28 protein-coding genes and 1 tRNA gene are annotated in these 25,714 nt (G+C 67.1%); 17 read left to right on the top strand and 12 right to left on the bottom strand.

Annotation, left to right across the window (positions count from 1 at the left end):
- Positions 1-258 precede the first annotated feature (258 nt).
- Positions 259-3,126, top strand: coding sequence for a halocyanin domain-containing protein (locus DQW50_RS17800; protein WP_157964840.1), 2,868 nt, complete (start codon positions 259-261; stop codon positions 3,124-3,126).
- 30 nt (positions 3,127-3,156) lie between these two features.
- On the opposite strand, the gene DQW50_RS18075 is transcribed toward DQW50_RS17800, so the two are convergent.
- The 4 genes from DQW50_RS18075 to DQW50_RS04035 all read right to left on the bottom strand — a co-directional run bounded on the left by DQW50_RS18075 (position 3,157) and on the right by DQW50_RS04035 (position 4,343).
- Positions 3,157-3,327 (bottom strand): hypothetical protein, encoded by a 171-nt coding sequence (locus DQW50_RS18075; RefSeq protein WP_198664595.1) that lies wholly within the window; start codon positions 3,325-3,327, stop codon positions 3,157-3,159.
- A 255-nt stretch (positions 3,328-3,582) separates the two neighbouring features.
- Positions 3,583-3,664: transfer RNA gene (locus DQW50_RS04025), tRNA-Ser, on the bottom strand.
- 27 nt (positions 3,665-3,691) lie between these two features.
- Positions 3,692-3,961 (bottom strand): hypothetical protein, encoded by a 270-nt coding sequence (locus tag DQW50_RS04030; RefSeq protein ID WP_112078022.1) that lies wholly within the window; start codon positions 3,959-3,961, stop codon positions 3,692-3,694.
- Between the two features lies 1 nt (position 3,962).
- Positions 3,963-4,343, bottom strand: coding sequence for a Rid family detoxifying hydrolase (locus DQW50_RS04035; protein WP_112078023.1), 381 nt, complete (start codon positions 4,341-4,343; stop codon positions 3,963-3,965).
- A gap of 115 nt (positions 4,344-4,458) precedes the next feature.
- Between DQW50_RS04035 and DQW50_RS04040 the strand changes: the two genes are divergently transcribed.
- Positions 4,459-4,884, top strand: a complete 426-nt coding sequence (locus DQW50_RS04040) for a zinc ribbon domain-containing protein (RefSeq protein WP_112078024.1) — start codon at positions 4,459-4,461, stop codon at positions 4,882-4,884.
- Positions 4,885-4,900: 16 nt separating this feature from the next.
- On the opposite strand, the gene DQW50_RS04045 is transcribed toward DQW50_RS04040, so the two are convergent.
- From DQW50_RS04045 to DQW50_RS04055, 3 genes are read right to left on the bottom strand one after another with little or no spacing between them, the layout of a single operon-like run.
- Positions 4,901-5,212 carry an MTH1187 family thiamine-binding protein gene (locus DQW50_RS04045; RefSeq protein ID WP_112078025.1) on the bottom strand — a complete coding sequence of 104 codons (312 nt, stop codon included), beginning with the start codon at positions 5,210-5,212 and terminating at the stop codon, positions 4,901-4,903.
- 58 nt (positions 5,213-5,270) lie between these two features.
- Positions 5,271-6,209: an alpha/beta hydrolase gene (locus DQW50_RS04050; protein ID WP_112078026.1), complete on the bottom strand. Its 939-nt coding sequence runs from the start codon at positions 6,207-6,209 to the stop codon at positions 5,271-5,273.
- A complete protein-coding gene (locus DQW50_RS04055; RefSeq protein WP_112078027.1) occupies positions 6,206-6,634 on the bottom strand; it encodes a hypothetical protein in 429 nt (142 codons plus the stop codon). Before DQW50_RS04055 ends, DQW50_RS04050 begins: the two co-directional genes overlap by 4 nt.
- A 315-nt stretch (positions 6,635-6,949) precedes the next feature.
- Between DQW50_RS04055 and DQW50_RS04060 the strand changes: the two genes are divergently transcribed.
- From DQW50_RS04060 to DQW50_RS04070, 3 genes are all read left to right on the top strand, one after another.
- Entirely contained in the window at positions 6,950-8,116 is a 1,167-nt protein-coding gene (locus DQW50_RS04060) for a DUF4013 domain-containing protein (protein ID WP_112078028.1), read from the top strand.
- Positions 8,117-8,268: 152 nt separating this feature from the next.
- Entirely contained in the window at positions 8,269-9,336 is a 1,068-nt protein-coding gene (locus tag DQW50_RS04065) for an mRNA surveillance protein pelota (protein ID WP_112078029.1), read from the top strand.
- 116 nt (positions 9,337-9,452) lie between these two features.
- The gene (locus tag DQW50_RS04070; RefSeq protein ID WP_112078059.1) at positions 9,453-10,928 is read left to right on the top strand and encodes an MATE family efflux transporter; all 1,476 of its coding nucleotides are present in this window, start codon (positions 9,453-9,455) and stop codon (positions 10,926-10,928) included.
- A gap of 45 nt (positions 10,929-10,973) precedes the next feature.
- Here the strand turns inward: DQW50_RS04070 and DQW50_RS04075 are convergent, their stop codons facing one another.
- The 4 genes from DQW50_RS04075 to glyA form a co-directional block, all read right to left on the bottom strand.
- Complete coding sequence (locus DQW50_RS04075) at positions 10,974-11,975, bottom strand: ornithine cyclodeaminase family protein (RefSeq protein ID WP_112078030.1); 1,002 nt, start codon at positions 11,973-11,975, stop codon at positions 10,974-10,976.
- 47 nt (positions 11,976-12,022) lie between these two features.
- Positions 12,023-12,295: a hypothetical protein gene (locus DQW50_RS04080; RefSeq protein ID WP_112078031.1), complete on the bottom strand. Its 273-nt coding sequence runs from the start codon at positions 12,293-12,295 to the stop codon at positions 12,023-12,025.
- Between the two features lie 301 nt (positions 12,296-12,596).
- Positions 12,597-13,007 (bottom strand): DUF3054 domain-containing protein, encoded by a 411-nt coding sequence (locus tag DQW50_RS04085; protein WP_112078032.1) that lies wholly within the window; start codon positions 13,005-13,007, stop codon positions 12,597-12,599.
- Positions 13,008-13,087: 80 nt separating this feature from the next.
- Complete coding sequence (gene glyA, locus DQW50_RS04090; protein WP_112078033.1) at positions 13,088-14,335, bottom strand: serine hydroxymethyltransferase; 1,248 nt, start codon at positions 14,333-14,335, stop codon at positions 13,088-13,090.
- A gap of 198 nt (positions 14,336-14,533) precedes the next feature.
- Here glyA and tbsP point away from each other — a divergent pair, with 198 nt between their 5' ends.
- The 9 genes from tbsP (at position 14,534) to DQW50_RS04135 (ending at position 22,107) form a co-directional block, all read left to right on the top strand.
- Positions 14,534-15,349, top strand: a complete 816-nt coding sequence (tbsP, locus tag DQW50_RS04095) for a transcriptional regulator TbsP (protein WP_112078034.1) — start codon at positions 14,534-14,536, stop codon at positions 15,347-15,349.
- Between the two features lie 50 nt (positions 15,350-15,399).
- Positions 15,400-17,169, top strand: coding sequence for a YcaO-like family protein (locus DQW50_RS04100; RefSeq protein ID WP_112078035.1), 1,770 nt, complete (start codon positions 15,400-15,402; stop codon positions 17,167-17,169).
- A 115-nt stretch (positions 17,170-17,284) separates the two neighbouring features.
- Positions 17,285-17,623, top strand: a complete 339-nt coding sequence (locus tag DQW50_RS04105; protein ID WP_112078036.1) for a cupin domain-containing protein — start codon at positions 17,285-17,287, stop codon at positions 17,621-17,623.
- A gap of 136 nt (positions 17,624-17,759) precedes the next feature.
- Positions 17,760-18,794: a beta-ribofuranosylaminobenzene 5'-phosphate synthase family protein gene (locus DQW50_RS04110; RefSeq protein WP_112078037.1), complete on the top strand. Its 1,035-nt coding sequence runs from the start codon at positions 17,760-17,762 to the stop codon at positions 18,792-18,794.
- Between the two features lie 75 nt (positions 18,795-18,869).
- On the top strand, positions 18,870-19,706 hold the full coding sequence (locus DQW50_RS04115) for an HTR-like protein (RefSeq protein WP_112078038.1): 837 nt from the start codon (positions 18,870-18,872) through the stop codon (positions 19,704-19,706).
- Between the two features lie 164 nt (positions 19,707-19,870).
- Entirely contained in the window at positions 19,871-20,797 is a 927-nt protein-coding gene (locus tag DQW50_RS04120; RefSeq protein ID WP_112078039.1) for a hypothetical protein, read from the top strand.
- On the top strand, positions 20,794-21,378 hold the full coding sequence (locus DQW50_RS04125; protein ID WP_198664596.1) for a hypothetical protein: 585 nt from the start codon (positions 20,794-20,796) through the stop codon (positions 21,376-21,378). Before DQW50_RS04120 ends, DQW50_RS04125 begins: the two co-directional genes overlap by 4 nt.
- 26 nt (positions 21,379-21,404) lie before the next feature.
- Entirely contained in the window at positions 21,405-21,734 is a 330-nt protein-coding gene (locus DQW50_RS04130) for a transcription factor S (RefSeq protein WP_112078040.1), read from the top strand.
- A 115-nt stretch (positions 21,735-21,849) separates the two neighbouring features.
- Complete coding sequence (locus tag DQW50_RS04135) at positions 21,850-22,107, top strand: hypothetical protein (protein ID WP_112078041.1); 258 nt, start codon at positions 21,850-21,852, stop codon at positions 22,105-22,107.
- A 280-nt stretch (positions 22,108-22,387) separates the two neighbouring features.
- On the opposite strand, the gene DQW50_RS04145 is transcribed toward DQW50_RS04135, so the two are convergent.
- A complete protein-coding gene (locus DQW50_RS04145) occupies positions 22,388-23,131 on the bottom strand; it encodes a recombinase family protein (protein ID WP_112078043.1) in 744 nt (247 codons plus the stop codon).
- A gap of 193 nt (positions 23,132-23,324) precedes the next feature.
- Between DQW50_RS04145 and DQW50_RS04150 the strand changes: the two genes are divergently transcribed.
- The 3 genes from DQW50_RS04150 to DQW50_RS04160 are packed head-to-tail and all read left to right on the top strand — an operon-like array spanning position 23,325 to position 25,709.
- Positions 23,325-23,852: a hypothetical protein gene (locus tag DQW50_RS04150; protein WP_112078044.1), complete on the top strand. Its 528-nt coding sequence runs from the start codon at positions 23,325-23,327 to the stop codon at positions 23,850-23,852.
- A gap of 55 nt (positions 23,853-23,907) precedes the next feature.
- Positions 23,908-24,543, top strand: a complete 636-nt coding sequence (locus DQW50_RS04155) for an MjaI family restriction endonuclease (protein ID WP_112078045.1) — start codon at positions 23,908-23,910, stop codon at positions 24,541-24,543.
- 53 nt (positions 24,544-24,596) lie between these two features.
- On the top strand, positions 24,597-25,709 hold the full coding sequence (locus tag DQW50_RS04160; RefSeq protein ID WP_112078046.1) for a site-specific DNA-methyltransferase: 1,113 nt from the start codon (positions 24,597-24,599) through the stop codon (positions 25,707-25,709).
- Positions 25,710-25,714: the final 5 nt, after the last annotated feature.

A 25,714-nucleotide genomic window follows, 5' to 3' on the forward strand; every position in this document is an offset into this window, starting at 1 on the left:
TTGTGATTCTATATAAACGTATCGCAACCGTGTTCCCCGGACGGATCGGCAGTGACGAGCTGTCGGTGGGGAAAACCCCCGGACGGAAGGGCTACCGATCGAGTATTGTGTTGACTATTCTCATGGGTCTCCTCGTGTGATATCGCCCTCGAGAACACCTTTTATATTCGACTCTCGGCCGTGAGGTCGATGCTAATCCGTTATTAGGGTCCGCCGAAAACGTCGACACATATTAGGGTCCGCCGAAAACGTCGACACATGGATGGGTTCGAGGGTCCAGTGGAGGGCTCACGTGGAACGTGGTCGGTCGGCGACCGCGTCGGGAGGACGGCACGGTGGACGACGTATCGCGGGACCGACGGGGAGGGAACGCCCGTCGCGATCAGGACGCCGACGGGGACGGTCCCCGACGACCGCTACGACCGGTTCGACGCGCTCGCCCGTCAGTGGGGGACCGTCGACGAACGGCGGACCGTCCGGACCCTCCTCGACTGGGGGACGGACCCGGAGCCGTGGGTCGCCGTCGAGTACGTCCCGGACGAGCTCGAGGCCTGGGCGACGGGAGCCACCCTCGAGACGGCGCGGGCGTGTGACCCGCGGACGCGGGCGGAACTGCTCTTCGACGTCTGTGAGGTCCTCCGGACCTACTCGCGGTACGGTTCGACGCCGTGTCACCTCGCGCTCCACCCGGACTGTCTCTCCTTCCGCGTCGACGCCGACGGCCCGGTCGCGGTCGTCGACGACTGGGGGCTCAGCCGGCTCGTCGAGGACCCGCCGACGACCCCCTACACGGCGCCCGAACAGCTCGAGGGTGACCACGCCTCGAAGCGGACCGACGTCTACCGGATCGGCGCGCTCGCTGTCGCCACCCTCGGAAACGGCACCCCGTTCCCCGACGTCGACCCCGACGACCCGGCCGCGTTGGCCGACGCGATCCGCGAGGGGGTCGATGTCGACGCCCTCGGAGAGGACCTCCCGGACGGGGCGATACGGCCGATACGTCGCGCGACCGCGGTCGACCCGGCCGACCGCTACGCGACGACGTACCCACTCGGGCGGGACCTGCTCGATGCTGTCCCGCTCGTCGACACGGCGGACCGTCGCGCGGACGCGCTCGCCGTGACCGTCGCGCCGACACCCGGGGCGTCGGAGTCCGGAGCCACCGGGTCGGAGTCGGGAGCCACCGGGTCGGAGTCGGGAGCCACCGGGTCGGAGGGCGGATCCGCCGGAACCGGGACGGCGACGAGAGACGACGGGGAGGACGCGAGCCCCGCGGCCGCCGCCACGGCCGGCGTGGACGACTCCAGCGAAGAACCGCGCGACGAGGACCCGGCCGGCTCGGACGGGGGCGGGTCCCGGCGGTCGCTCCTCAAGGCCGGCGTCGGCGCGTTCACGGTCGCCGGGATCGGCTACGGCGGCCTCCTCGCACTCGATCGGGAGGACTCGACTGGCGATCTTTCGGTGACCGAGACGACCTCGACCGACGGCTCCGGCGACGGAACCGAGGCGACCCCGTACGGCGGGTGGCTGGACGGCGTCGACAACTACGACGGGACCCACGACTATCGTGGCCGGTCGGTAGTCGGCGTCGAGGTCGGTGCGGGTGACGACGGCCTGGCGTTCGCTCCCGCCGCGGTCCTGATCGACCCCGGGACGACCGTCGTGTGGGAGTGGACCGGTCGGGGTGGCGCACACAACGTGGTCGCGGACGACGGGACGTTCGAGCACGGCGAGACGGTCGACGAGGGTGGATACACCTTCGAGTACACCTTCGAGGACGCGGGCGAGAGGGACGTCTTCAATTACCTCTGTGTCCCCCACGAGGCGGTCGAAATGAAGGGATCGGTCGCGGTCGGCGACGTCGACGACGACGTCGTGAGTCCGGACGACGGGGGCGAAGCCACCGAGATCACGGGCGGGACCGTCACCGTCGACGCCCGATACTACGATTGGCTGGAGGGCCTCCCGGAGGCGATCGCCGACTCGGACGTCCCCGACGAGATCGACGTGGAGGTGCTCTCGGACACCGGAACCGATCGGGTCGAAACGTTCGTCGACGCGGTCGACGCGGGCGAGCCGAAACCGGACCTCCTGGTCGTGAGCGTCCAGGAACTCGGCCTGCTCTTCGCTGGGGGCGCGACCGAGCCGCTCTCGCGGTACGCGGACGGCCACCGGATCGGGGAGGTGTTGGACGGGACGTTCCCCGCCCTCGACGTCGCGGCGCGTCACCCCGAGGACGGCGAGGTCCACGCGCTACCGTACTCGTTCTCTCCCTTCCCCGTCGTCTATCGGAAGGCGCCGTTCGAGGAAGCCGGGTTCGACGTCGACGAATGGACGACCGACCCGCCGACGTGGTCGGAGTGGTCGGAGACGGTCGCTAGCGTCCGCCAGAACGACGGGTTCGTCTGGTGGGGAAGGCGGCCCTCGTCGACGTTCACCGGCGTGTTGGCCGGGTTCGGCGGGTCGTACTACGAGACCGGGGAGACGGCGCCGGCGAACGACGCGACCGTGACGATCGCGGACACGCCGGGGATCCGGGCAGCGAACGTCCTCCACGACCTCGCGCTCGGCGGCGACCGCGCGGACCCGCCGGTCGCGCAGGCGTCCTCAGAGGACGTGCTCGAGTACGAGTTCCCCGAGTTTCTGGACGCGTTCCGCGACGGCGACGCGATCGCCGCGATGCTTCCGCCGTCGATCGCGATCGACGTACAGGAACAGGACGACGCCGAGGAGATCGGGATGATGCCGGTGCCCGCGGGTTCGGCGGGTTCGCGGACGACGGTGTTCGGCCAGTACGTCGTCGTCAACCCCAATACGGAACTGCTCGGCGACGCGCTCGCGGTCGCCCGTGGGTTCCGCTCCCCCGCCGTCGGAGCGCTTCTCTTCGACGAGGGAGAGCTCCCTACGATGGACGGTGACCCGTTCTCGATCTCGGCTGCATCGTCGTCACCGTACGAACCGTACGCGCGGGTGATCCGGTTCATGGCCGAGAACGGGGTCGTCGAGCCGCCGACGGCGGCGTGGCACCGCGAGCGGTCGAGGATCAACGAGGTGCTCCGGGAGGCGATCACGGACGACCCGAGGGCGGGACTGAGCGAGATCGAATCGATACTCGGCGAGCATTGAAAAGGACCGTCCGATCGGATCGCCGGGTGGCTACTCCGCGATCGACTCGCCACCCTCGTCGAGATACTCCGCGTCGGTCGCGTCGAACGTCGGCTCCGGCGGCTTCTCGTCGGCTTCGAGCTCCCGTCGGGCGAGGTGGTCTTCGAGCTGCTGACGCTTTCCCCTCCCTTTCCGTTCGCGACCCGATTTCGTGTCTGGCATCGTCACCCGTGTCAATACTTCCCACACATATCAAGGTTACGTCGGAGTGCCGAAACGCTCGCCGCGTCGACGCCGGACTCGCTCGTGGTCGGCGTCGACGGAGAACGCCAGGAGAGGGATTTGAACCTCAGTCGTTTCGCTCGCAATCGAGGTGCTCGCTTCGCTCGCACCGCTCGCTCCACTCCCTGGTTCAAATCCCTCCATTTGGGTTTTCGACGAACTACTCGCTCCGCTCGCCATGTTGTTCGTCGAAAACGCCAGGAGAGGGATTTGAACCCCCGATCCCGCAAGGGAACACGCTTTCCAGGCGTGCGCCTTACCACTCGGCCATCCTGGCTCGTCCGGAAGTAACCCGGTGGGACTGTTAAGTCCTTCTTTTCGCCCCCCGTCGCGCGATCCGGTGTTCGGTGAGGTACGCCAGCGTGCCGGCGACGACGGCGACGATCACGGCCAGTCCGAACAGCCACGCGTAGCCGACGGGGAACGACCCGCCGGCGAGGAGGTATCCCTGTATAGCGACGAGGAACGCGAACCCGCCGATCGCCCCCCACAACGCCGCTGAACGGCGCCGGTTCCGCCGCGTGGCGGGGACGCCGGGTGCGTCGTGCTCGCTGTCCTCGCCGCCTCCGCTCATCTCACTCCACGCTCGCGACCGCCTCGATCTCCACGCCGATGCCCTTCGGGAGCGCGCCGGCCTGGACCGCCGACCGCGCCGGGGGTGCCCCCCCGAAGTAGCCGGCGTACACCTCGTTCATCTCCTCGAAGTCGTCGATGTCGGCGAGGAAGACGGTCGTCTTCAGCACGTCCTCCGGCTCCGCGCCGGCCTCGGCGAGGACCGCGAGCAGGTTGTCGAGCGCCCGTTCGGTCTGCTCGGCGATCGGGGCGTCGGCGAGGAGTTCGCCCTCCGGCGTCAACGGGATCTGGCCGGCGGTGAACACCAGATCGCCGTTCGTCGTCGCCTGGCTGTACGCGCCGACCGCCTCCGGGGCCGCGTTCGTGTGGATGATGTCCGTCATGCGTCGGCCCCTTCGACCCGGACCACTAAGTGTGTCGGGGACGCGGCCGCCTCGGCCGGAGACGCCGCCGCTTCGACCGCCGGGCATATTAGCGTCGAGTGCTAACGTTACACACATGTCGGTGGCACTGCTCGCTGTGTTGCTGGCGGGGATGCTCCTGATCAACGTGGCGATCGCGTGGGCGCTCGCCCGTCGGAACCGCGGTTCCGGTGGTCCGTTCGGCACCGCGGGGACGTCGGCGGACGACGACCCGACCGGGTTCGACGCGGTACTCGCCAAGCGACGGGACCGAGACGCGTCGGAGGACGAAGCGGTCCCGACGGACGACGACGCCACGCCGGTCGACGACGCCACGACGGCCAGCGACGCGCCCGACGGCCCGCCGCTGCTCGACGTGGACGGCGAGACGGTCGTCTGCGGGCACTGCGGCGCGAGGAACCGTCGGGGATACCGCTACTGCCGCTGGTGTGTGCGGTCCGCCCTCGTCGACGACGGGCGGGGGCGCGGCGACGCCGCCGGGGCCGCCCGCCGGCCGCTTTGAGCCGGTCGACTGGGTCTCACCGCTCCCGCTTCGCCTCCCGACCGAGGTGCTCCTCCACAGCCTCGACCTTCCGATCGGCGGTGGTCTCGACGGTCCGCTTGTCGTCGATCTTCAGGACCGTCGAGACTCGGTCGCCGTCGACCGCCCGGTGGGCGGCTCCGACGGCGTCGAGCAGCGTGTCGACGTCGTCGGCCTCGATCACGGTCCCCATCGGGTTCGTCTCGTAGCTCACGTCGAAGTCGTCGAGGGCGGCCACCGCCTTCGCGACCTCCCCGGCCATGCTCCCTTCGATCACCGGTGCGACGCTCAACAGGGCGACGACGGTCATGGTCGAGGATACGCGCGTCGACGGGATAAATGGCGCACCCGGTCGGCGTTGCGGTCGGCTAGCCGTCGAGCGCGTCCCGCAGGAACGAGAGCTGGTGGCCGACGGCCGGCTCGAAGTCCGTCCCGAACGGGGAGAAGTGGTCGGCGGGCATGGAGACGACGGTTCCTCGCCGGAGGTCCGCGGCCGCGTCGACGACCGACTCGGCCGAAACGATCGGGTCGTCGGTGCCGGCCAGAAGCAGCGTCGGCGCGCGGACCTCCGCGAGCCGTTCACCGGGTCGGTAGGTGACGATCCGTAGGAGCGACCGGGCGGGCGTCTCGTTCCGCCAGGACGACTCCCGGTCGACGAGGTCGAGGTAGCCCCGCTTCGTTCCCGGCTCGGTGACCGCCGCGAGTTCGTCCGTTCCGCCGACGATCGGGACCGTCCGGCCGCGACCGACCCGGTGGCCGAGCAGGTCGTGGAGTCCCGCGAGGCCGGCGCGGGCGACGTACCGACCGCCGCGATCGACGACGATCGACCGGGCGTCGAGCACGGGGGTCACCGCGACGACGGCGTCGACGTCCCGGCGCTCCGCGGCCAGCGTCAGGACGTGGCCCGCCGACAGCGACGCGCCCCAGAGGACCCGGTCGCGTCCGACCGCGTCGACGCGGGAGAGCCGGTCGATCGCGCCCGCGTAGTCGTCGCGCTGGCGGCCGGGATGGACCAGCTGGGAGTCGCCCTCGGAGTCGCCGAACCCGCGGTAATCGAAACAGAACGCGGCGTAGCCGGCGTCGGCGAACCGTTCGGCGATCGCGGGGTAGCCGAAGCTCCGTTCGGCCCCGAGCCCGGGGGCCATGACGACGGCGGGCGGGTCGTCGTCGTCGCCGCCCGGGAGGTAGAGCGTCCCCCGGCAGGTCTCCCCGTCGACGTCGAACGCGAGGTCACGCGTCGAGAAGGACTCGCGCGGCGGCCGGGCGAGCAACCGCTGGGCGCGGTTCACCGGGTCGCGTCGAGTCACGGCGTCCGGCCCCCCGCGGTCTCCCCGCCGTTCGGTTCGTCTCCGGATTCGTCCCCCTCGCCTGGTTCGTCGCCGTCCCCGACGTGCGTGAGCGTCTCCAGCACGCGCGTCGAGAACTCGGTCTCGGTCAACTCGTCGTCGAGGAGCCCCTCGAACCACGCGGGTTCGGCCGTCCACGTCCCGAGCGGGTCGCCCGGCGACCGTATCACGGTCGCCTCGACGCGGACGGGGTCCCACGCGTCCGCTTCCGCGCGGTCGATGAGCGCGTTGAGCGCCCGTCCGACCTCGCGACGATGGACCTCGCGCCCCGGAAACGCAGTCATGTACGTCACCTCGAGGGGGTCGCCGGCGTCTATCGACTCGACACTTATCCCGTAGCTCCGGAGCGTCGGTTCGACCCCGCCCGTCGGTTCGTCCTCGCTCATACCGGACGGTCGGCGGGACGGGATAAATCGGTACCGGCGCGCCGCTTCGGGATCGGTTTCTCCGAGCTGTCGAGCGGAAAGCCGCTGACGGGGGCCGTCGGGTCCGACGGCCGACATCGAGTCTGTCAGAGGCACACGATTGTCCCGTGCGGCCAGGAACGGATACTCCATCCCGAGTGATAAACGCTCGGTGAACGAGTTTTCTGTTAGTAGTCCTATAAATTGTGCCTCCATCGCCTCCCCGTCTCTTTCGGCGTTCCCCGACGAACGTCCGTCCTCGACAGCATTTATGCTCCCGCCGACGGAGTGTTCGGTATGCTCCGGGCCGCGCTGGCGACGCCGCTCCGTTCCGAGGACGCGGCCGGTACGCTGATCATCGGGACGGTCCTGACGCTCCTCGCGTGGACCGTCACGCCGCTCTGGCTGGTCGGGACGCTCACCGTGCCCGCCCTCCTCGTGGCCGCGCCGCTCGCGCTCGCGCCGGCGCTCGTCGCCCGCGGCTACCTCCTGCGGATGATCGCCGTCGGGATCGAGACCGCGGACGGTCCCGGGGACGTGCGGAACGCCTCCCCGGAGGCGCCACCCTTCGTTCGTTGGGGACGGCTCTACCGGGACGGCCTCGCGTCCGCGCTGATCACCGTGGCGTACCTCCTCCCGCTCGTCGTCGGACTGGCCGCCGTCGGGGTCGCCGGCGCGTTCGTCGAGCTCGGTCGGGTGGACCCGACGCCGTTCGCGGAGTCGGTCGCGGGGATCGACCCGGAGGGAGTCGCGGGCGTCGACGCGGCCGTACCGCCCGCGGCGCCCGTCTACGGGATCGTCGGCGCGTTCCTCGTCGTCGTCTCGCTCGCGTACCTCGTCGCGTTCGCGTACGTCAGGCCGGCGGCGCTCTCCGCGCTCGCCGCGAGCGGCCGGCTCCGTGACGGGCTCCGACCGACCGCGGTCGGCCGCATCGCGCTCTCGGGCGAGTACGCGGTGGCGTGGTCGCTGGCGATGGTCACGTTGCTCACGGGCTACGTCCTCGCGGGGCCGTTCCTCCCGCTCCTCGTCGGGGTCGCCGGCGTCTTCGCGGTTCGCGTCGTCGTTCACACGCTGTACGGCCTCGGCGCGAGCCACGCGGTCGAGCACGCCGACTCGCTCGCGTCCGACGATATCGATCGCGCCGTCGACGCCGAGCCGGAACCCCCGGACGGGGCGAGGGTCGGAACCGTCGGCTCGGCTTCGGGGTCGGGCTCCGTCGGTCCGGAGCCGGACCCGGCGGTCCAGACCGGACGGTCCGTCCCCGTCGACTCCACGACCGCGGTCCCCGAGGGAGTCGGAACCGTCGATCTCGACTCCCTCGTCGAGGGCTCCGGCGAGGACGCCGACGGTGAACGTGAGGACGACCGCGCCGGCGACAGCGACGGCGACGCCGCTGACGGCGACGCCACCGACGGCGACCGATCGGGGGCAGGCGGGGCCGACGAGTTCGACTGGGGACCGTGAGCGGCCGTCGTCGTGGAACCGTGGACTGCCGTCGTCGTGGAACCGTGGACTGCCGTCGTCGTGGAACCGTGAGCCGTCCTCGTCCTCGATACCGGGTAGGGTCGGCGAGGACGGAAGCCAAGAGTTGATACCCTCCCGATCGAACCCCCGATATGCGAATCTCCGAGCGGGGGTACGGCGAGGAGGGTCGCGAGCGGCTCACGCTCGTCCCCGAGAACGTCGACGACCTCTGGCACCTGGCGCACGTCCTCGAACCGGGCGACCGCGTCGAGGCCGACACCACCCGTCGGATCCAGCGGGACGACGACCGGATGCGGGACACGGGTGGACAGCGCGAGCACATCTTCGTCACGCTGGAGGTCGACGACGTCGAGTTCGCGCGCTTCGCCAACCGGCTCCGCGTCTCGGGCGTCATCGTCGCGTGCTCCCGGGAGGACCAGCTCAACGCCCACCATACGGTCAACGTCGAGGAGCACGACGAGATCACGATCGAGAAGCACTTCAAGCCCGACCAGACCGAGCGGCTCGAGGAGGCGACGGAGGCCGCGGAGAACCCCGACGTCGCCATCGCGACCGTCGAGGAGGGTGCGGCGTACGTCCACACGGTCCAACAGTACGGCACCGAGGAGTACGCCTCCTTCACCAAGCCGACCGGGAAGGGGGAGTACTCCCGGCCGCGAGAGGAGCTGTTCGCCGACCTCGGCGAGGCGCTCTCCCACCTCGACGCCGACGCGGTGATCCTCGCGGGGCCGGGGTTCACGAAGCAGGACGCCCGCGACTACATCGCCGAGGAGTACCGCGACCTCGACGACCGGATCTCCACGGTCGACACGTCCGCTGCGGGCGACCGCGGCGTCCACGAGGTGCTCAAACGCGGTGCGGTCGACGAGGTACAAAAGGAGACGCGCATCGCGAAGGAGGCGAACCTCATCGACGAGCTGACCGAGAACATCGCGCAGGGCGCGAAGGCCACCTACGGCCCCGAGGACGTCGCCGAGGCGGCCGAGTTCGGCGCGGTCGAGACCCTGCTCGTCGTCGACGATCGCCTCCGCACGGAACGACAGGGCGACGGCGACTGGGAGATCGACGTCAACGAGGTGATCGAGTCGGTCGAGCGACAGGGCGGGGACGTGGTCGTCTTCTCCGCCGACTTCGCCCCCGGCGAACAGCTCTCGAACCTCGGCGGGATCGCCGCGATCCTTCGGTACCGGCTCCAGTGAGGACGTGACCCGTCCCGTGGCCGGCGTCCGGCCACCCGACCTCCGGCGTGAGCGATCCCTCCACGTCCGCCGGTTCCCGTGGCCTTATGCGTAGACCCGGCTCACGGTGAGAGGTGGTGTCAGGCGACCACCCGCTTCGGGAACTCCTCTCCCGGCTTCCGAACCCCGTCCACCGTCTCATTCTGGGCATCGGGCTCCTGCTTGCCCGGGTCGGGCTGGCCGACGAGGGCCGGGTTCGGCGAACGACCGACCTCGCGTGGCCCCGCATCCTCACCGGAGTGGCTCGGAAGTCGAAGACCGCCGTCGACATCGCGATGGTGGGGATCGCCGTCGGCCCGGCCGCGATCGCCGGGATCGGGTTCGCCGGGCCGTTCTGGGGGCTGGCGTTCACCGTCGGCGGCGGCCTCGCGACCGGGACGATCGCGCTCGTCTCCCAACGCTACGGTGCGGAGGCGTTCGACCGGATCGGCCAGGCGGTCCGGACGAGCGCGTTGCTCGTCGTCGCGACGACGCTCCCTCTCACGGCGGCGCTGTTCGCGTTCCCGACCGAACTGATCGGCCTGCTCACCGACGACGCCCGGGCGATCGACCTCGGTGGTGCGTACCTCCGGATCGTCGCCCTCGGGATCCCGTTCGCCGGGCTCAACCTCGTCGGCGGGCGGGCCCTCATCGGAGCCGACGACGCCCGGACGCCGATGCTCATCCGCGGGGGCGGTGCCGTCGCCAACATCGGGATCAACGCGGCGTTGATATTCGGAGCGGGGATGGGGGTCGTCGGAGCCGCGGTCGGCACGGTCGCGTCGAACGTGCTCGTCACCGCCGTGTTCGGGCTCGGGTTCGCCGTCGGGCGGCTTCCGGGACTCGGCCCGTTTCCCGTCTCCTTCTCCCTTCGCGGGCGGTACGTCGATACGGCGACGATCCGGGACGTGGTCCGCATCAGCATCCCGGCAGTCGGGCGACGATCGGTGTGGACCGGGGCCCGCTTTCCGCTTCTCGCGTTCGTCGCGCTGTTCGGCTCCCACGTCGTCGCCGCCTACGTGATCAGTCGGCAGGTCTGGGGGCTGATCAACACCCCAGGATGGGGGTTCGCGCTCGCAGCGAGCAGCCTCGTGGGACAGTCGCTCGGCGAGAACGACGAGGGCCTCGCGGAGGCGTACGGCCACGAGATAATGCGGATCTCGGTGGTGACGTACGCGGTCGGCGCCGCCGTCGTGTTCCTCCTCGCCGACCCCATCGCCGTCCAGTTCGTCGACGACCCGACGAGCGAGACCGTCCCGGTCACGGCCGCGCTCGTTCGCGCGGCGGCCGTCGCCGTGATCGCCCGCGGGGTCGGGGGCACGTACGCCGGCGCGCTCGACGCCACGGGCGACACCCGCTGGCCGTTCTACAGCCGTGTTGCCGGCATGTTCGGGGTCGCCCTGCCGCTGACGTACCTGGGTGCGACGACGACGCTGGGGCTGTGGGGGCTTTACGTCTCGTATTTCGGCCAGTCGATCGTCCCGGCGGTCGTCAACCGGCACCGGTTCTCCACCGGCCGGTGGAAGGCGATCAGTCGGCGGTATCGGCCGGACTCCACTGCCGTGAACGACTGATCCGCCCGGCGACCGCGTGCGGCCGGTGTCGACACCGAGACGGTCTCAGCGTCCCGTCAGCGCCTCGCTCGCGGGCGCGAAGTCGATCGTCTCGCCGATCCCCGCCTCGCTGGCGCGCTCGTAGAGCAGGTGGGCGGCCGCGACCGTCTCGATCCCCGTCCCGCCGGAGTCGAAGACGGTCACCTCCTCGTCGCTCGTCCGGCCTGGGTGTGCCCCGGCGACGACCTCGCCGAGGTCGGCGGCGATCCCCGCCTCCGCGTCGACGAGCCCCGCGTCGACCGCTGCGAGGTACGAGCCGGCGTCGCGCGTCGCGCGGGCGGTCAGGTCGGGGACGTACGTCGCGCGAGCCACCAGCTCGGGCGGGAGCTCGTTTCTCCCTGGCGCGTACTGGCCCATCGCCGTGACGTGGGTGCCGGGCTCCACGTCGGCGTCGTCGATCACTGGATCGCTCGCGGTCGTCGCCGTGATGACGATGTCCGCGTCCGCGAGCGCCTCGCTCGCGCTCCCGACCGCGCGCACGTCGGCGTCGAGGCGCTCGTCGAACTCCGTCGCGAACGACTCGCGGTTCTCGGCGGTCGGCGAGAAGACGCGGACCGCCTCGAACGGACGGACGGTCGCCGTCGCCCGTAGCTGGCCACGCGCCTGCGACCCGCTACCGATCACCGCGACCTCGGTCGCGTCCTCGCGGGCGAGCGCGTCGACGGCGACCCCGCCCGCCGCGCCGGTCTTGAACGGGTTCATCGACGCGCCGTCGATCACCGCCAGCGGCTCGCCGGACTCGGCGTCGAAGAGCGGCGTCATGAACCACGCGTCGCCCGCGCCGAAGCCGGACGAGTAGGTGTACCCGCCCATCGCGCCGGTCTCCGGGAGGAGCGCGACGTACGTGGTGAGCATCCCCCGCGGGTCCTCGCGGCCGAGTTTCGTCCGCGGCTCCGCGGGCGCGCCCTCGCCGATCTGTCGGTACCCCTCGCGGACCGCTGTGACGTAGTCGGCCGGTTCCGCCAGGTCGTCGACGTCGGCGCTCGTGAGGAACAGCGTGTCGGTCATACCTCGCCCATCGGGCGGGGGTGACTAAACGGTACAGGCTGCGGCGATCAGTCCGAGCCCGAACCGGCGAAGGGTCCGGAGCCGGACGCCGGGCCGCCGCTCGGCGGGGAGGCGGAACCGGGTGTGGGGCCGGCCGCGGTCCGGTCCGCGTCGTCGAGGGGTGCCCGAACGAACATCGCGTGGCACATGAGCGCCAGCGCGACGCCCGCGCCCACGGGGACGGCCGCCGTCAACGACAGCCCGACCAGGTTCAGGAAGGCAGTCACACCGATCAGGCCGGCCGGAATGAGTCCGAGGACGTAGTCGTAATACCTACTCATAATCCATGCGATCATATACCATCTCCACATATAATATTTTCGCGTACCTCCGAGGTGGTAGCTGTCGTGAACACACGAAACGTTTCCATAAGTTATGAGTTTCGTGCGAACGTAGGAAATTGAAACGAACAGGAGATACGTTCGGCCGACGACGGGCGAAACCACGGGGTGGTTCCGGGGAGTACCGTAGAATGGATGGAGGTGACGGCCGGGCTCGATGGAGGATGACCGGGACCCGAAAACGGGACGACCGGCTCCGGCGCGACGACCGGCTCCGGCGTGACTACCGGCTCCGGCGTGACTACCGAACCCGGAAGTAGAGTGCCCGCCAGCCGCCGAGCGCGACTGCGCCGGTGACGAGGATAACCGCGACGAAGACCGGGGCGACGCCGCCGCGGAACACGAACGCGCGGAGGACGAACCCGACGGCGGCCGCGGGGACCCACGAGCGCACGACGAGCGGGACCGAGGACTTCGCCGTCTCGACCGCGCCGGCGGAGTACGCGCCCACGAGCGGCGCGACGAGGACCCAGCCGATCAGGAAGGGAGCCCACACGCCGAGCAGGTACGTCGGCTCGTTCGCGAGGAACTCGGTCGTCGTATGACTGAGCGTTCCGACGGTCAGGAACGCCATCAACACGAGGACGTCGCCGACCGCGAGCGGGACGGCCGCGCGGTCGAGACGTCGGGCCAGAAACGACTGGTCGTCCATACGCCCCCGTCGGAACCGCCCCTACTTTGTACGTACGGATCCGCGCCGACGGAGGACGGCGGGGAACGATCCGGCGGGTGCTATTCGTACAGCGGGTACTCCCGGCAGAGTTCGACGACGCGTTCGCCGACTTCGTAGATCACGTCCTCGCTCTCGGCGTCGTCGATCACGCGGTAGATGAGGTCGCCGACTTCCTCGATCGCGTCCGCGTCGAAGCCGCGCGTCGTGAGGCCGGCGGTCCCGGCGCGGATCCCGGAGGGGTCGAACGGCGAGCGGGTCTCGTCGGGCACCGTGTTCCCGTTGAGCACGATACCCGCGGCCGCGAGCGCGTCCTCGGCGTCGCCGCCCGAGAGGTCCGGGTGCGACTCGCGGAGGTCGACCAACACGAGGTGGTTGTCGGTGCCGCCGGAGACGAGCGAGAGGCCGTGGCCCTGGAGCGTCTCCGCGAGGACCTCGGCGTTGTCGACGACTGCCTGCGCGTACGCCTCGAACTCGGGTTCGAGCGCCTCCTTGAACCCGACGGCCTTCCCCGCGACGTTGTGCATCAGGGGCCCGCCCTGCCCGCCGGGGAAGACGGCCTTGTCGACGTCGTCGGCGAACTCCTCGTCACACATCACGATCCCGCCGCGGCCGGCGCGGATCGTCTTGTGGGTCGAGCCGGTGACGAAGTCGGCGACGCCGACCGGCGAGGGGTGGACGCCGGCGGCGACCAGCCCGGTGATGTGCGCGATATCGGCGAGGTGGTAGGCGTCGACCGCGTCGGCGGCCGCCTGGATCGCCTCCCAGTCGACGGTCCGCGGGTACGCGGAGTAGCCGGAGACGACGATGTCGGGATCGAACGCCTCCGCCGTCTCGCGGAGCCCCTCGTAGTCGATGTAGCCGGTCTCGGGGTCGACCTCGTACTGTTCGACGTCGTAGATCTGCCCGGTGAAGTTCGCCGGGTGGCCGTGCGAGAGGTGGCCGCCGTGGTTCAAGTCCAGAGAGAGGATCTTGTCTCCCGGCTCGAGCACCGCGTAGTAGACCGCCTGGTTCGCCTGCGTCCCGGAGTGGGGCTGGACGTTGACGTGTTCCGCGCCCCACAGCTCCTTCGCGCGCTCGATCGCGAGCTCCTCGACCACGTCGGCGTACTCGCAGCCGGCGTAGTAGCGCGCGCCGGGGTAGCCCTCGGCGTACTTGTTCGTGAGGACGCTCCCCTGCGCCTCCAGTACGGCCTCGCTGACGTGGTTCTCGCTCGCGATCATCGCGAGGGTCTCCTCCTGTCTCGTCCGCTCGCCGGCCAGCGCGTCCGCCACCGCCGGGTCGACCGCCCGGAGGTTCTCGTTGTCCATACTCCTCGTCGAGTTCGAGGGGACATTAAGCCTGTCCGTCCGCGCACGAGGGCCGGTTCGTTCGCGACCGATGCGGGCACGAACTCGCCGATCGCCGGATCGCCCGATTTCATCCGATAGACGCCCCAAAACGGTGTTGTTCGCTTCCAACATCCCGTTAATATTAAATAGATATCGGCATTGTATACGAGGAGATAGATGGTGTCGAATTTGTTAGAATCGGACGTGGAGGACGTCCTCGAGGCGGCGTTCGGCGGGTCCGAAGCGGAGCTGTTCGTGATCGATCCGCCGGCGTCGACGATCGTCGCGCTCGTGGACGCGGCGGTCGAACGCGACGACCTCCCGGAGATGTCGATGCTCGCCGACGAGCACGTGCTGAAGGGCGTCATGGACGACTTCCTCGTCGCCTCGAAGACTGCGGACCTCCTCGAATCCGGGGCGTTGACGCTTCGCGTCCTCCCCGAGGACGTCGACAACGCGCTCTTCGTCTCCGAGTCGAAGGTCGTCGCGCTCGTGAACGCCGGGGACCGCGTCGCAGCCCTCTCGACGACGGACGAGGCGTTCGTCTCCGAGGTCTTCGAGACGCACCGCGACGCGTTCGACGACGCCGAGGAGTACGCCCTCCGCACGCCGTCGATCAGCCGCGTTCGCGAGACGATGGCGGCCGACATCGGCGAGGCCGTCCGCGACGACTTCGACGCGGTGCTCGCGTCCTTGGAGAGCGCGAGCGGGGACGACGGGGGGCTCGACGAGGTGACGGTCTCGCTCCTCGTCGCCGCGCGAAACGACGTCCTGTTGTACGACATTTCGAAGTGGGGCGAGGACGTGGGGATCGCCTCGAAGGCGACGTTCTCCCGGACGAAGACCCGGCTCGAGGACGTCGGCGTCATCGACACCGAGAAGGTCCCGATCGACGTGGGTCGTCCGCGGCTCCGGCTCAAACTCGGCGACGACCGACTGGTCGACGTCGACGCCGAGGAGTTCGCCGCCGTGGCCGTCGAGCTACTCGCCTAGCGATCCCCGTTCCCGCGGGCTTTTTTTGCCTCCTCCCCGTCGGCCGCCGCATGGACATCGGACTGGTCGGCGACGGTCCCGCGGTCGAGGCTGTCTCGGCCGCGCTCGGCGACGTCGACGTGAACGTGATGCCGGTCGAGCCGTCGCTTCTCGACGGGTTCGACCTCGCCGTCGTCGTCGGCACCGCCGGGTCGGCGGCGTTCGACGTCGCGAACGAGTCCCTCGACCGCTGGGTCGCCGTCGAGGTTGGCGGGGTCGGCGGCGTCCCGCTCGCGGACGTCGACGCCGCGGTGACGGTGCTCGACGAGGCGTGTTACGACTGTCTCCGGACCCGCGTCGCGAGCGGCGACCCGGCGTCAGCGGACGAGCCGAAGGGCACACGCTCAGCGGTGCGGTACGCGGGTGCGGTCGCCGGTCGGACGACGATCCGACTGCTCGCGGGCGACCCCGTCGCCGACACGGTCCGTGAGGTGCCCGGGCCGACCCGATCGCTGCTCCCGGTCCCCGGCTGTGGCTGTGGCCCCGAACCCGGCGCGGCGCTCCCGGTCGAGGGGGAGGGCCGGTCGGTCTCCGCGGCGATAGAGCGCGCGGAGCGGGGGGTCGACTCCCGGGTCGGACCGATCCGTGAGGTGGGCGAACGCGAGTCGTTCCCGGTGCCGTACTACGTCTCGCACGTCGCGGACACGACCGGGTTCTCGGACGCCCGCGCTGCGGAGTTCGCCGCCGGGGCCGCGGACGACTGGGACGCCGCGTTCATGAAGGCGCTCGGCGAGGGGCTCGAGCGGTACGCCGCGGGCGTCTACCGGGAGTCGTCGTTCACGACCGCGAGCGCGGCGGACGTGCCGAACCCGGTGACGCCCGACGCGTTCGTCCGCCCCGACGACGCCGAGGCGTACGCGCCCGAGGACCGGCTCGCGTGGACGACCGGCGAACGGCTGGGCTCCGGGGAGGTCGTCAGCCTCCCGGCGGAGTTCGTCCACTTCCCGCCGCCGGAGCGCCGGTACCGGCCTCCGATCACGACCGGGCTCGGCCTCGGCAACACCGGGGCGGAGGCGGCGCTGTCGGGCCTCTACGAGACGATCGAGCGGGACGCCACGATGACGACGTGGTACTCGACGACGGAGCCGCTCGGGCTCGCGGTCGACGACCCGGTCGTCGACCGGCTCACGAAGCGCGCCCGCGCGGAGTCGTTGTCGGTCTCGACGCTGCTCGTCACGACCGACGTCGACGTGCCCGTCGTCGCCGCCGGCGTCCACCGCGACGGCGAGTGGCCCCGGTTCGCTGGCGGGTCGGGCGCGGACCTCGACCCGGTCGCCGCGGCCCGGAACGCGGTCGCGGAGGCGCTCCAGAACTGGACGGAGCTTCGGTCGATGGGGCGGGGGACCGCCGACGAGCAGGGCGCCGCGATCGGCCACCACGCCGACTTCCCGGACGCGACCCGGGCGTTCTTCGACCCGGACGCGACGGTCCCGGCGACGGGGCTCGGCGGGTTCGACTCCGGAGGAGACGCGGACGACGGGGACGGCGGGGACGACGCGAAGGACGGGAACGACGCAAAGGACGGTGACGACGGGGACGGCGGGGTCACGGAGCTCGACGCGGTCGTTAACCGGGTCGACTCGGCGGGGCTCGATCCGGTCGTCGCGCGCACGACCACCCGCGACGTGGCCGCGCTCGGCTTCGAGGCGGTTCGCGTCCTCGTCCCCGGGGCACAGCCGCTTTTCACAGGCGACCCGTTCTTCGGCGAGCGTGCCCGCGAAGTCCCCCGATCGATGGGGTTCGAGCCGACGCTCGACCGGGAGTATCACCCGTTCCCCTGATCGGGTCATCCCACATCCCCTGATCGGGTCATCTCCCGCTCCCCTGACCGCGCTCGGTTCCCTCGGTCGGATACCGTCCCCCGTGTTTAAGTGACGGCGCGTCGCGGTGGGTCGTATGGACATCGTAGCCGACGACGAGGTCGAGTCGACGGAGGCGGTCCCGGGCGTCCACCTCACGCAGGGGGCGGCCGGCGATGAGGCGAGCATCCAGCGGTTCTACATCGAACCCGGCGCGGAGGTACCGGAACACGACCACCCACACGAGCAGGTCGGGACGGTCACCGCCGGCGCGCTCACCTTCGTCGTCGACGGCGAGGAGCGGACGGTGTACGCGGGAGACACGTTCGCGATCCCCGGCGGGGAGCCGCATGCGGCGGTCAACGAGGGGGAGGTCCCGGTCGAGGGGTTCGACGTGTTCGCGCCGCCGCGGCCGAACCCCGACTGGGAGGAGTGACGACCGCGACGGGACGCCCGCGTCGGCTCTGCTGGTACCGTACGGCGTCGTGGTCGTCCGCTTGACCGTCGCCGAAACGGTGAGTTTCGCCCCCGTTGCGACCCCTTTTACGTGGCCGACCCGAACCGCCGATCGAATGGCACGCGCGAGCGCCGGCGCACGGCTCCACTTCGGATTCTGTACCCTCAGCCTCTCACACGACCGCCTGTACGGCGCGCTCGGGCTGTCGCTCGCGGAGCCGCGGGTGACCGTCGAGGCGGCCCCCGCCGACTCGGTGTCCGTGGTCGTCGAGGCGGACGCGCTCGCCGTCGACGGCGACGCGGGCCCGGTTCGCCCTGACGCCGTCGAGTCGCTCCGCGTCGACGTTCGCGGGTACGCCACGACCGTCGTCGATCTGCTCGGCGTTCCGGGCGCGGCCGTCACGGTCCACGCCTCGCTCCCGCGACACGTCGGGCTTGGAAGCGGCACGCAGCTGGCCGCGACGACGCTCGCGGCGATCGCCCGGGCACACGGTCGGGACCCGGCGGTCAGGGAACGCGCCCCGGCGCTGGGTCGGGGCGGTCGCTCCGGGGTCGGCGTCGCGACCTTCGAAGCGGGCGGGTTCGTCCTCGACGCCGGCCACCCGACCGCGCGGTTCACCACCGACCGCCCGGCCGACGGGGAGTGGCGGGTGCCGCCGGTCGTCGCGCGCCACCCGGTCCCCGACGACTGGCGGTTCCTGCTCGTCCGACCGGACGCGGACCCGGGGCGAAACGGGGAGAACGAGGACGCCTCGATGCGGGCGGCCGTCGAGCGGGCCGAACCGGGGCTCGCCGACCGGGTCGCCGGGATCGTCACGCGACGTGTGCTCCCCGCGATCGCCGCGGGCCGCGCGGAGGCGTTCGGATCGGCGGTCGAAGCGGTCGGACGGCTCAACGGCGCGTGGTACGCCGACGAACAGGGTGGCGTCTACCGTCCGCCCGTCGGCGACGTGGTCGCGTCGCTGTCGGTGTCGCCGGCGGTCTTCGGTTCCGGGCAATCCTCCTGGGGCCCCGTCGTCTACGGGGTCACCGACGCGGAACACGCCGACACAGCGAGGGAGGCCGGGGAGCGCGCGCTCGACGCGGCCGGCGTCGCCGGGAGCGTCGCCGTCGTCCGGGCCGCGAACGGGGGCGCACGGGTCGAGGGGTGACGACGACCGTGGCCGGGCCCGCTCACAGCCACGGCGAGGGACAACACTAAGCGATCCCGTGACCCGTACCGAGGTATGTCGAGTGTCCCGTTCGGCGTCGCCCGACTGGATTCGATCCTGGAGGGCGGGGCGCCGCCCGGAAGCGTCGTCCTGCTCGCCGGCGAGTCGGGAGCCGGCGCGCGGGAGTTCCTCTACACGAGCGCGGCGATGAACGCCCTCGGGCGGGTCGACGAGGAGCTGTTCGACCTCTACTACGGCGACCTCCCCGGCGACGCGTCGATCCCGCCGGAGGTCCACTATCTCTCGTTCACCGCCGGCGAGAGCGCGCTGATGGGGGAGATGGAGTACACGCTGGCGGCGGAGGTCGTCGACGCCGCCATCGAGGGGATCGAGTTCCGCGACCTCTCGCCGGAGTTCTTCCAGGCCAGTCCGATCCCGCGGCAGTGGTACGAGGGGGAGACGACGACCATCGCGGACCTCGGCGACCGTGGCCGCTACGACGACGTGCTCACCGCCTTCGGCGACTACCTGTCCGAACACGCCGCCGGCAACGTGGTCTGTATCGACTCCGTGACCGACCTCGTCTCCGCCGCCTCCGACGACATGGAGTGGAGCGACATCGCGATGGTGATGAAAGGGCTGAAGAAGGCCGCTGCCCGGTGGCAGGGGTTGATCCTGGTGTTGGTCAACGCGGACGCGCTCTCGGATCGGGAGTTCGGTACCCTGATGGACGCCGCCGCCGGCACCCTCCAGTTCACCTGGGAGAGCGGCGGGTCGAAACGCGCCCGGACAATGTTCGTCCGGGAGTTCCGCGGCGTCCTCTCACGGCTCGAGGAAGAGAACATCGTCCGCTTCGAGACGGAGGTCCACGACGGCGGCTTCGACATCAGCGACGTCCGAAAGATCCGGTAGCTCGCCTCGGAGTCACGTGGTTCGGGACGCGGGTTCGGTGAGCGGGGCCCACGAACCGCTCGTCGACGCCGACATCACGGTCGCGGGAGTATCGTTTCGGCGAATCGCGCGACAGGTTACTTAAGTCTCGGTGTAGAAAGGGGCGTAGATGCGAGGGTATCGCGATGACTGATCCCGACGGAGAGGGGACCGTCGAGGGGTCGGCCGGGGCCACCACCGTGGAGGACGGGGGCATTGAAACCGCGGATGCCGAGAGCGACGGCCCTCACGCGGCGACCGCCGAGGGGATCGACGCAGTCCGCACGGCGCTCGCGGACCTGCGCGAGACGACCGATCGCTTGGAGGCGTCGGTCGACGAGGACGTCGAGGACCTCCGTGAGCGGTTCGTAGCGCTCTACCGCGACCTGGAGGACAAAGCCGACGCGGACCACGACCACCCCGAGACGGCCGATCGGCTGGAGACGGTCGCGGCCGACGTGGCGACCGCTGTGGAGCGACTCGACGGCGTGGAGACGCGGGTCGAGTCGCTCGAGGAGGCGCTCGACCGGCTCGACGCCACGGTGACAGCTGTCGAGTCGGACGTCGACGCGGTCGACGAGCGCGTCGCGAACGCGGAGGAGCGACTTTCGGGTGCCGAGGAGCGACTTTCGGGTGCCGAGGAGCGCCTCGAGGAGCTGACGGTGGCGGGCGAGGACCGATCGGAGAAGCTCTCTCGGGTCGCGAGCGCGGTCGTCAGGGCACAGCGTGAACTCCGCGTGGTTCGAGGCAAGCGCGCCGACCGGGAGCGACTCGACGCGATCCTCCGGACCGCGAACCGCCACGGTGTCCGCAAGGCCGACTGCGGCGAGTGTGCGAACACGGTTCGTCTCTCGTTGCTCTCGGCCCCCGAGTGTCCCTACTGTGAGGCCGGATTCGACGATCTCGACCCCGCGGACCGGTTCTACCGGCGCTCGACGCTGGCCGTCGACGACCGGCCCGCCCTCGAAGGCGACGTGGCCCCGAGCGGATCGACCGATCCCTCGCCGGATACGGGTGACGGGACGCTGTCGGAACCGACCGCTGACGACGGGACCGATCGGGACGAACCATGAGCGGCGATCCGAGCGACCGGTCGAAGGACTCGGGCGCCCGGTCGGAGGGCCCGACAGACCGGTCGGAGGACCCGACAGACCGATCGGACTGGGACTTCTTCGACGGGAGCGACGACGACCGTGACGGGGACCCCTTTTCGGAAGCCACCGCGACGGACGACGACCTCGACGATCCGTTCGCGGAACTCGAAGGCGGAACCGGCGTCGATCCGTTCGCGGAACTCGACGGCGAGACGGGACCTCTCGGCGACGATGGCGACCCCTTCGAACGGATGGAGGTCGACGAGGTCGACGTCGACGGCGTCTGGGACGCGCTGGATGCGGACCCCGACGACCTCGACGAGAGCGGAGCGTTCCCAGGGACGGACCCACGCGAGGCGACGGACCACGTCGTCGACAAGCGGACGTACTGTCAGCGCTGTCCGCACTTCACCGATCCACCGGAGACGGCCTGTACCCACGAGGGAACGTCGATACTCGAAGCGATCGGCTTCGCGGAGTTCCGCGTCCGCGACTGCCCGATGGTGACCGAGGACGGCCCCCGGTTCGAACGACCCGGCGACCGCGAGCAGGGGACATAAATCTCTTCGATGCGTACCGCAGGGACATGCAGTTCTGTGACGACTGCGGCTCGATGATGGTCTCGCGGGACGGCGTGATGGTGTGTCGAAACGACGACTGTGACGCGACGGCCGAGCGCGACGAGACGCTCGCCGAGCGGTTCGAGTCGACGACCGAACAGACCGATCACGACGTGATCGAGACGGAGGAGGGCGCGAACTTCGAGGGGAAGCCGACCGCCACCGACGTCGTCTGTGAGGCGTGCGGTCACGACGAGGCGTGGTACACGATCAAACAGACCGGCGCGGCGGACGAGCCACCCACCCGTTTCTTCAAGTGTAAAGAATGTAGTCATCGATGGAGAGGCTATAACTAATGTCACTCCTCTAAGGTTAGTAGTATATAAAAGACATTCCTGGCGAGTGAAAGCATTGGTTGGTTGAGCTACACTTTCATAACCGTATAGCCCGTACTGTGAAGTAGGTTAGAAAATGACCGATGAGACCTCTGACACCGATAGCGACAGCGATAGACCGAAACCAAATAACCCGCACCAGAAGCCCAACAAACTCCGGATTCGTGCGTGCGACCTATCGATAGAAGCCCAGTCTTACGAGATGGATGTGGATGAGATGATGGAGGAATGTGCGCCAGAGATGCGGGAGGTTATGGAATATCATCTCGCCGGAGAATATGAGATTATCGAGGAGCGAGACCTGTTCGCTGAGATTTTCGGAGGTCAGAGATAATGTTCGAAGCGATAGCGATAATCGTCCTTACGGTGGTTTTGCTGGGTGCTTCAGGGCTGTTTTACTATATTATCGGGAGCAAAGTCGGCGGCTTCATTTGGGTGATGAGTGCGTTCTCGGCTCTGTCTTCACTATTAGTTTGGGAATCCTTTGCGGTGGGAATGTCTGTCGGAGCATCGTATGTAATGGTTGGCTGGCACTCCGGTCTTGGGTTTTGGCGGACGATTCTGTTTGGTCAACGGTAATAAAAAGAAGCAGTGGCTGAATTGAACGACTTGTTTTAGTTCTGTTCAGATACTCCGTTTATTGCGTCTTTTACACGCTCATCATCTGATTCCCCGTCGAGATACCACGCTCGTCGCTCAGGGTCTTGATGAATCTTAGCGAGAGTTTGTCGAGTGATGTTAGGAGTGTTTTCTGCGGTCTTGTTGTATGACCGCCCGGATTCGATACTCTCCAAGGCTTCCACAACACCAAAGAACCCAGTTTCACCGTCTTCATAGTCTGGGTCGATGTTTGGATTCAAGAACCCCTCGACAACTACAAAACCGACTGGAGGATTACCAACCCATTTGCCTGCTTGACGAGCCTGCTTTTGTCCTGAACGAGTGCGCCGAATCAGGTTTCGGCGTTCTTCGGCGGCGACGGAGGCGATAATATCTGCCACAAGCCGACCAGTCCCGTCTGGTTCAATTCTGCGGACGCTTCCGTTTGTGATGTGAATTGTAACCTTGTTCTCCTCGCAGGAATCGAAAAACCGCTGTGCTAAGAATCCCTTACGGGCGATTCTGGAGATCTCCCAAACGACCACATCTGAATACGCTCCATCTTCAACGGATTCGATGAGCGAAGTGAATTCGTCTCGTGTGGAATCTGCTCCGGAGCCGGTCTCCGCATAGAAATCAACTTCAGCGACTGGTATGTCGTTAGAATCGAGCCAATCTTGAATGTCTGCTCGCTGGTGTTCATCTGATTGGTCTGCTGTACTCTTTCGGATGTATGTCGCATATTGTTTGCTTGACATTTATACTTCTACCTTACAAGTACACCCCTATATAAACTTCGGCGGTTGTTTACAGGGTGTAACGAAAGGGTCGGTTGGTTACACCCACACAAGTTCGGGTTTCTGTTAGGAGACTCCCAAACTGAACAGTTCGAGTCGAAACGAAGGGGCAACAGAACCATACTTATCCCTCCGCTATGCTTCCTGCCAACCAATGGTAGAGATAGTCAACATCTCCGCTGGTGGGGACATCCACCGAGAGGTCGATTTGGAAGAGTTGTCTGAAACTCTTGACCTCCCGATGAACGAGTTTGATGAGGAAGCAAATCGGCTCCTTCTCCGATATCGTACAGGCGGAGAGATGCTTATCCTGTTCCGAACTGGAAAGTATATTCTTCGAGGTGGCGACTCGTATGATGGATGCTACGAAGCCCGAGACAAGTTTTATGAGATTCTTGTTGATTGCGGTCTCCTCGATGATACTGACGACATAGACTTCCGAATTCAGAATGTAGTCTGTACTGAGGATTTAGGAAAGACCGTTGAACTGGAACTCCTCGCTCCCGAACTTGGCTTGAAGTATGTTGACTATGAGCCAGAGCAATTCCCTGGTTTAGTGTACCGACCTCCTGAGCGAGACTATACGATGATGATATACTCGTCTGGGAAACTCATTATCACAGGTGCCCCAAGCGAAGAAGTAGCAGAGCAGGCGATGGAAGAGTTCTGGGAACATATCTGAGTCATCGATTTCTGTAATCCGAAAAGCTTTATCTGTTGATATGTAGGGCAATGATGTGCCCGACGAAGACGAGTTCAAACTGACTGAGGATGAACGGGAACGATTAGTTGCTGAAGAAGTTGAGGAATTTCCGTTTGATACCGCAAAGTACACTACTTACCTCCTGAACCCCGCAATCAATCTCTCCCAGTCCAATCGCCCGCATGTGGTCGGGCAGATGAGCGACATCGTGGAAGAGTTCCGCCAAGAACACCCTGAAGGAACATTCGAGGACTGGGTGAACTACTACAAAGAAGAATATGATGGTGATGAGCGACTGGAGGAAGCCACCGAAATGGCGTATCCGATGGTGGAGAAGATGCGGGAGGCGTTCGAGCAGATTGACGAGGAAATGACTCGTCAGTATCTTCGAGACCTGGTACTATTCAAGTCATACGAAGGGTTCGACATCCAAGAGGCAGTTCTCAAGAAACTGGGCGAGATGTACGATGTAGAAGTCCACCGAGCTGATGCTCAGGATGAGAGCAAAGGCATCGACGGGTATCTCGGAGACCAGCCCGTCCAAGTAAAACCAGTTACCTACAAGGACAATCTACAAGAGGAGATCGAAGTCCCGATTGTCTTCTACGACGAGAACAAATCCAACAAGACGATGAAGGTAGATATCTCGGAACTGCCCGACGAACTGTAACAGATTCAGGACGCACCAATAACTACAAACGCCCGTATGAATAGCTTGTGCGTATGGAGACTGCCCACGATGTTTTCATCGGAAACTCGAATTCTCTCTCAGAGATAGACGACGATGGAGTTGAACTCGTTGTAACTTCTCCACCATACCCGATGATTGAGATGTGGGACGGCCTCTTCGCCTCTCTCAACTCAGACATAGACACGGCTCTCGATGAAGGCGAGGGTCGAAAAGCCTTCGAGCTGATGCACGAGGAACTCAACAAGACTTGGGATGAAGTAAATCGAGTTCTCGTGGATGGTGGAATAGCGTGTATCAATATCGGAGACGCAACCCGAAAGGTAGACGACAGTTTCAGGGTCTACCAGAACCACGCACACATAACTGAATACTTCGACAATCTCGGATTCGAGCCACTTCCTGACATCCTCTGGCGGAAGCCCACTAACTCAGCAGCGAAGTTTATGGGGAGCGGGATGATGCCGCCGAACGCCTACGCAACTCTCGAACACGAATACCTGCTCATATTCCGTAACGGGAAACAGAGTCGGAAATTCCCCTCTGGAAATGATGTTCGGTATGAATCAGCATATTTCTGGGAGGAGCGAAACGAGTGGTTCTCCGATGTTTGGGAAGGTATCAAAGGCACCTTCCAGGAGATAGAGAACGCCGACAAAGAACTCAGAGACCGTTCAGCGGCGTACCCATTGGAAGTCCCGTATAGACTCATCAATATGTACAGCGTTTACGGAGACACCGTTCTCGACCCATTCTGGGGAACTGGGACGACATCTCTGGCGTCGATGATTGCGGGTCGGAACTCTGTCGGATACGAAATCCAAGAGAAGTTCACAGAGGTCTTCGACGCCGAGGTCTCCGAGGTTAAAGATCTCGCTCACGCCACAGTCTCGAAACGAATCCAACGCCACGAGGAGTTCGTTGAACAACGGCTGGAAGACGGCAAGGACTTCAAATACGACGCTGAAAACTACGATTTCCCGGTCACGACGAAGCAGGAGAAACCGCTTCAACTCTACACTATCGACGGAGTGGAACAGACAGAAACTGGATACTCTATAACACACTCAGCGTATAACGAGTCTGATTCAATCAATCCAGATTCAGGGACTCAAGGGCAAGCAACACTCGGCAGTCAATTCCAGTAGTACTT

The sequence above is a fragment of the Halorubrum sp. 48-1-W genome, assembly GCF_003287355.1.
Classification (GTDB): Archaea; Halobacteriota; Halobacteria; order Halobacteriales; family Haloferacaceae; genus Halorubrum.

Bases quoted from the DNA above. Each gene is read 5' to 3' on its own strand.
- DQW50_RS04105 (WP_112078036.1), top strand. From the start codon at position 17,285: ATGGACATCGTAGCCGACGACGAGGTCGAGTCGACGGAGGCGGTCCCG.
- DQW50_RS18075 (WP_198664595.1), bottom strand. From the start codon at position 3,327: ATGCCAGACACGAAATCGGGTCGCGAACGGAAAGGGAGGGGAAAGCGT.
- DQW50_RS04030 (WP_112078022.1), bottom strand. From the start codon at position 3,961: ATGAGCGGAGGCGGCGAGGACAGCGAGCACGACGCACCCGGCGTCCCC.
- DQW50_RS04125 (WP_198664596.1), top strand. From the start codon at position 20,794: ATGAGCGGCGATCCGAGCGACCGGTCGAAGGACTCGGGCGCCCGGTCG.
- DQW50_RS04150 (WP_112078044.1), top strand. From the start codon at position 23,325: ATGGTAGAGATAGTCAACATCTCCGCTGGTGGGGACATCCACCGAGAG.
- DQW50_RS04115 (WP_112078038.1), top strand. From the start codon at position 18,870: ATGTCGAGTGTCCCGTTCGGCGTCGCCCGACTGGATTCGATCCTGGAG.
- DQW50_RS04160 (WP_112078046.1), top strand. From the start codon at position 24,597: ATGGAGACTGCCCACGATGTTTTCATCGGAAACTCGAATTCTCTCTCA.
- DQW50_RS04065 (WP_112078029.1), top strand. From the start codon at position 8,269: ATGCGAATCTCCGAGCGGGGGTACGGCGAGGAGGGTCGCGAGCGGCTC.
- DQW50_RS04080 (WP_112078031.1), bottom strand. From the start codon at position 12,295: ATGAGTAGGTATTACGACTACGTCCTCGGACTCATTCCGGCCGGCCTG.
- DQW50_RS04085 (WP_112078032.1), bottom strand. From the start codon at position 13,007: ATGGACGACCAGTCGTTTCTGGCCCGACGTCTCGACCGCGCGGCCGTC.
- DQW50_RS04035 (WP_112078023.1), bottom strand. From the start codon at position 4,343: ATGACGGACATCATCCACACGAACGCGGCCCCGGAGGCGGTCGGCGCG.
- DQW50_RS04100 (WP_112078035.1), top strand. From the start codon at position 15,400: ATGGACATCGGACTGGTCGGCGACGGTCCCGCGGTCGAGGCTGTCTCG.
- tbsP (WP_112078034.1), top strand. From the start codon at position 14,534: ATGGTGTCGAATTTGTTAGAATCGGACGTGGAGGACGTCCTCGAGGCG.
- DQW50_RS04135 (WP_112078041.1), top strand. From the start codon at position 21,850: ATGACCGATGAGACCTCTGACACCGATAGCGACAGCGATAGACCGAAA.
- DQW50_RS04145 (WP_112078043.1), bottom strand. From the start codon at position 23,131: ATGTCAAGCAAACAATATGCGACATACATCCGAAAGAGTACAGCAGAC.
- DQW50_RS04120 (WP_112078039.1), top strand. From the start codon at position 19,871: ATGACTGATCCCGACGGAGAGGGGACCGTCGAGGGGTCGGCCGGGGCC.
- DQW50_RS04045 (WP_112078025.1), bottom strand. From the start codon at position 5,212: ATGACCGTCGTCGCCCTGTTGAGCGTCGCACCGGTGATCGAAGGGAGC.
- glyA (WP_112078033.1), bottom strand. From the start codon at position 14,335: ATGGACAACGAGAACCTCCGGGCGGTCGACCCGGCGGTGGCGGACGCG.
- DQW50_RS04060 (WP_112078028.1), top strand. From the start codon at position 6,950: ATGCTCCGGGCCGCGCTGGCGACGCCGCTCCGTTCCGAGGACGCGGCC.
- DQW50_RS04110 (WP_112078037.1), top strand. From the start codon at position 17,760: ATGGCACGCGCGAGCGCCGGCGCACGGCTCCACTTCGGATTCTGTACC.
- DQW50_RS04130 (WP_112078040.1), top strand. From the start codon at position 21,405: ATGCAGTTCTGTGACGACTGCGGCTCGATGATGGTCTCGCGGGACGGC.
- DQW50_RS04055 (WP_112078027.1), bottom strand. From the start codon at position 6,634: ATGAGCGAGGACGAACCGACGGGCGGGGTCGAACCGACGCTCCGGAGC.
- DQW50_RS17800 (WP_157964840.1), top strand. From the start codon at position 259: ATGGATGGGTTCGAGGGTCCAGTGGAGGGCTCACGTGGAACGTGGTCG.
- DQW50_RS04040 (WP_112078024.1), top strand. From the start codon at position 4,459: ATGTCGGTGGCACTGCTCGCTGTGTTGCTGGCGGGGATGCTCCTGATC.
- DQW50_RS04075 (WP_112078030.1), bottom strand. From the start codon at position 11,975: ATGACCGACACGCTGTTCCTCACGAGCGCCGACGTCGACGACCTGGCG.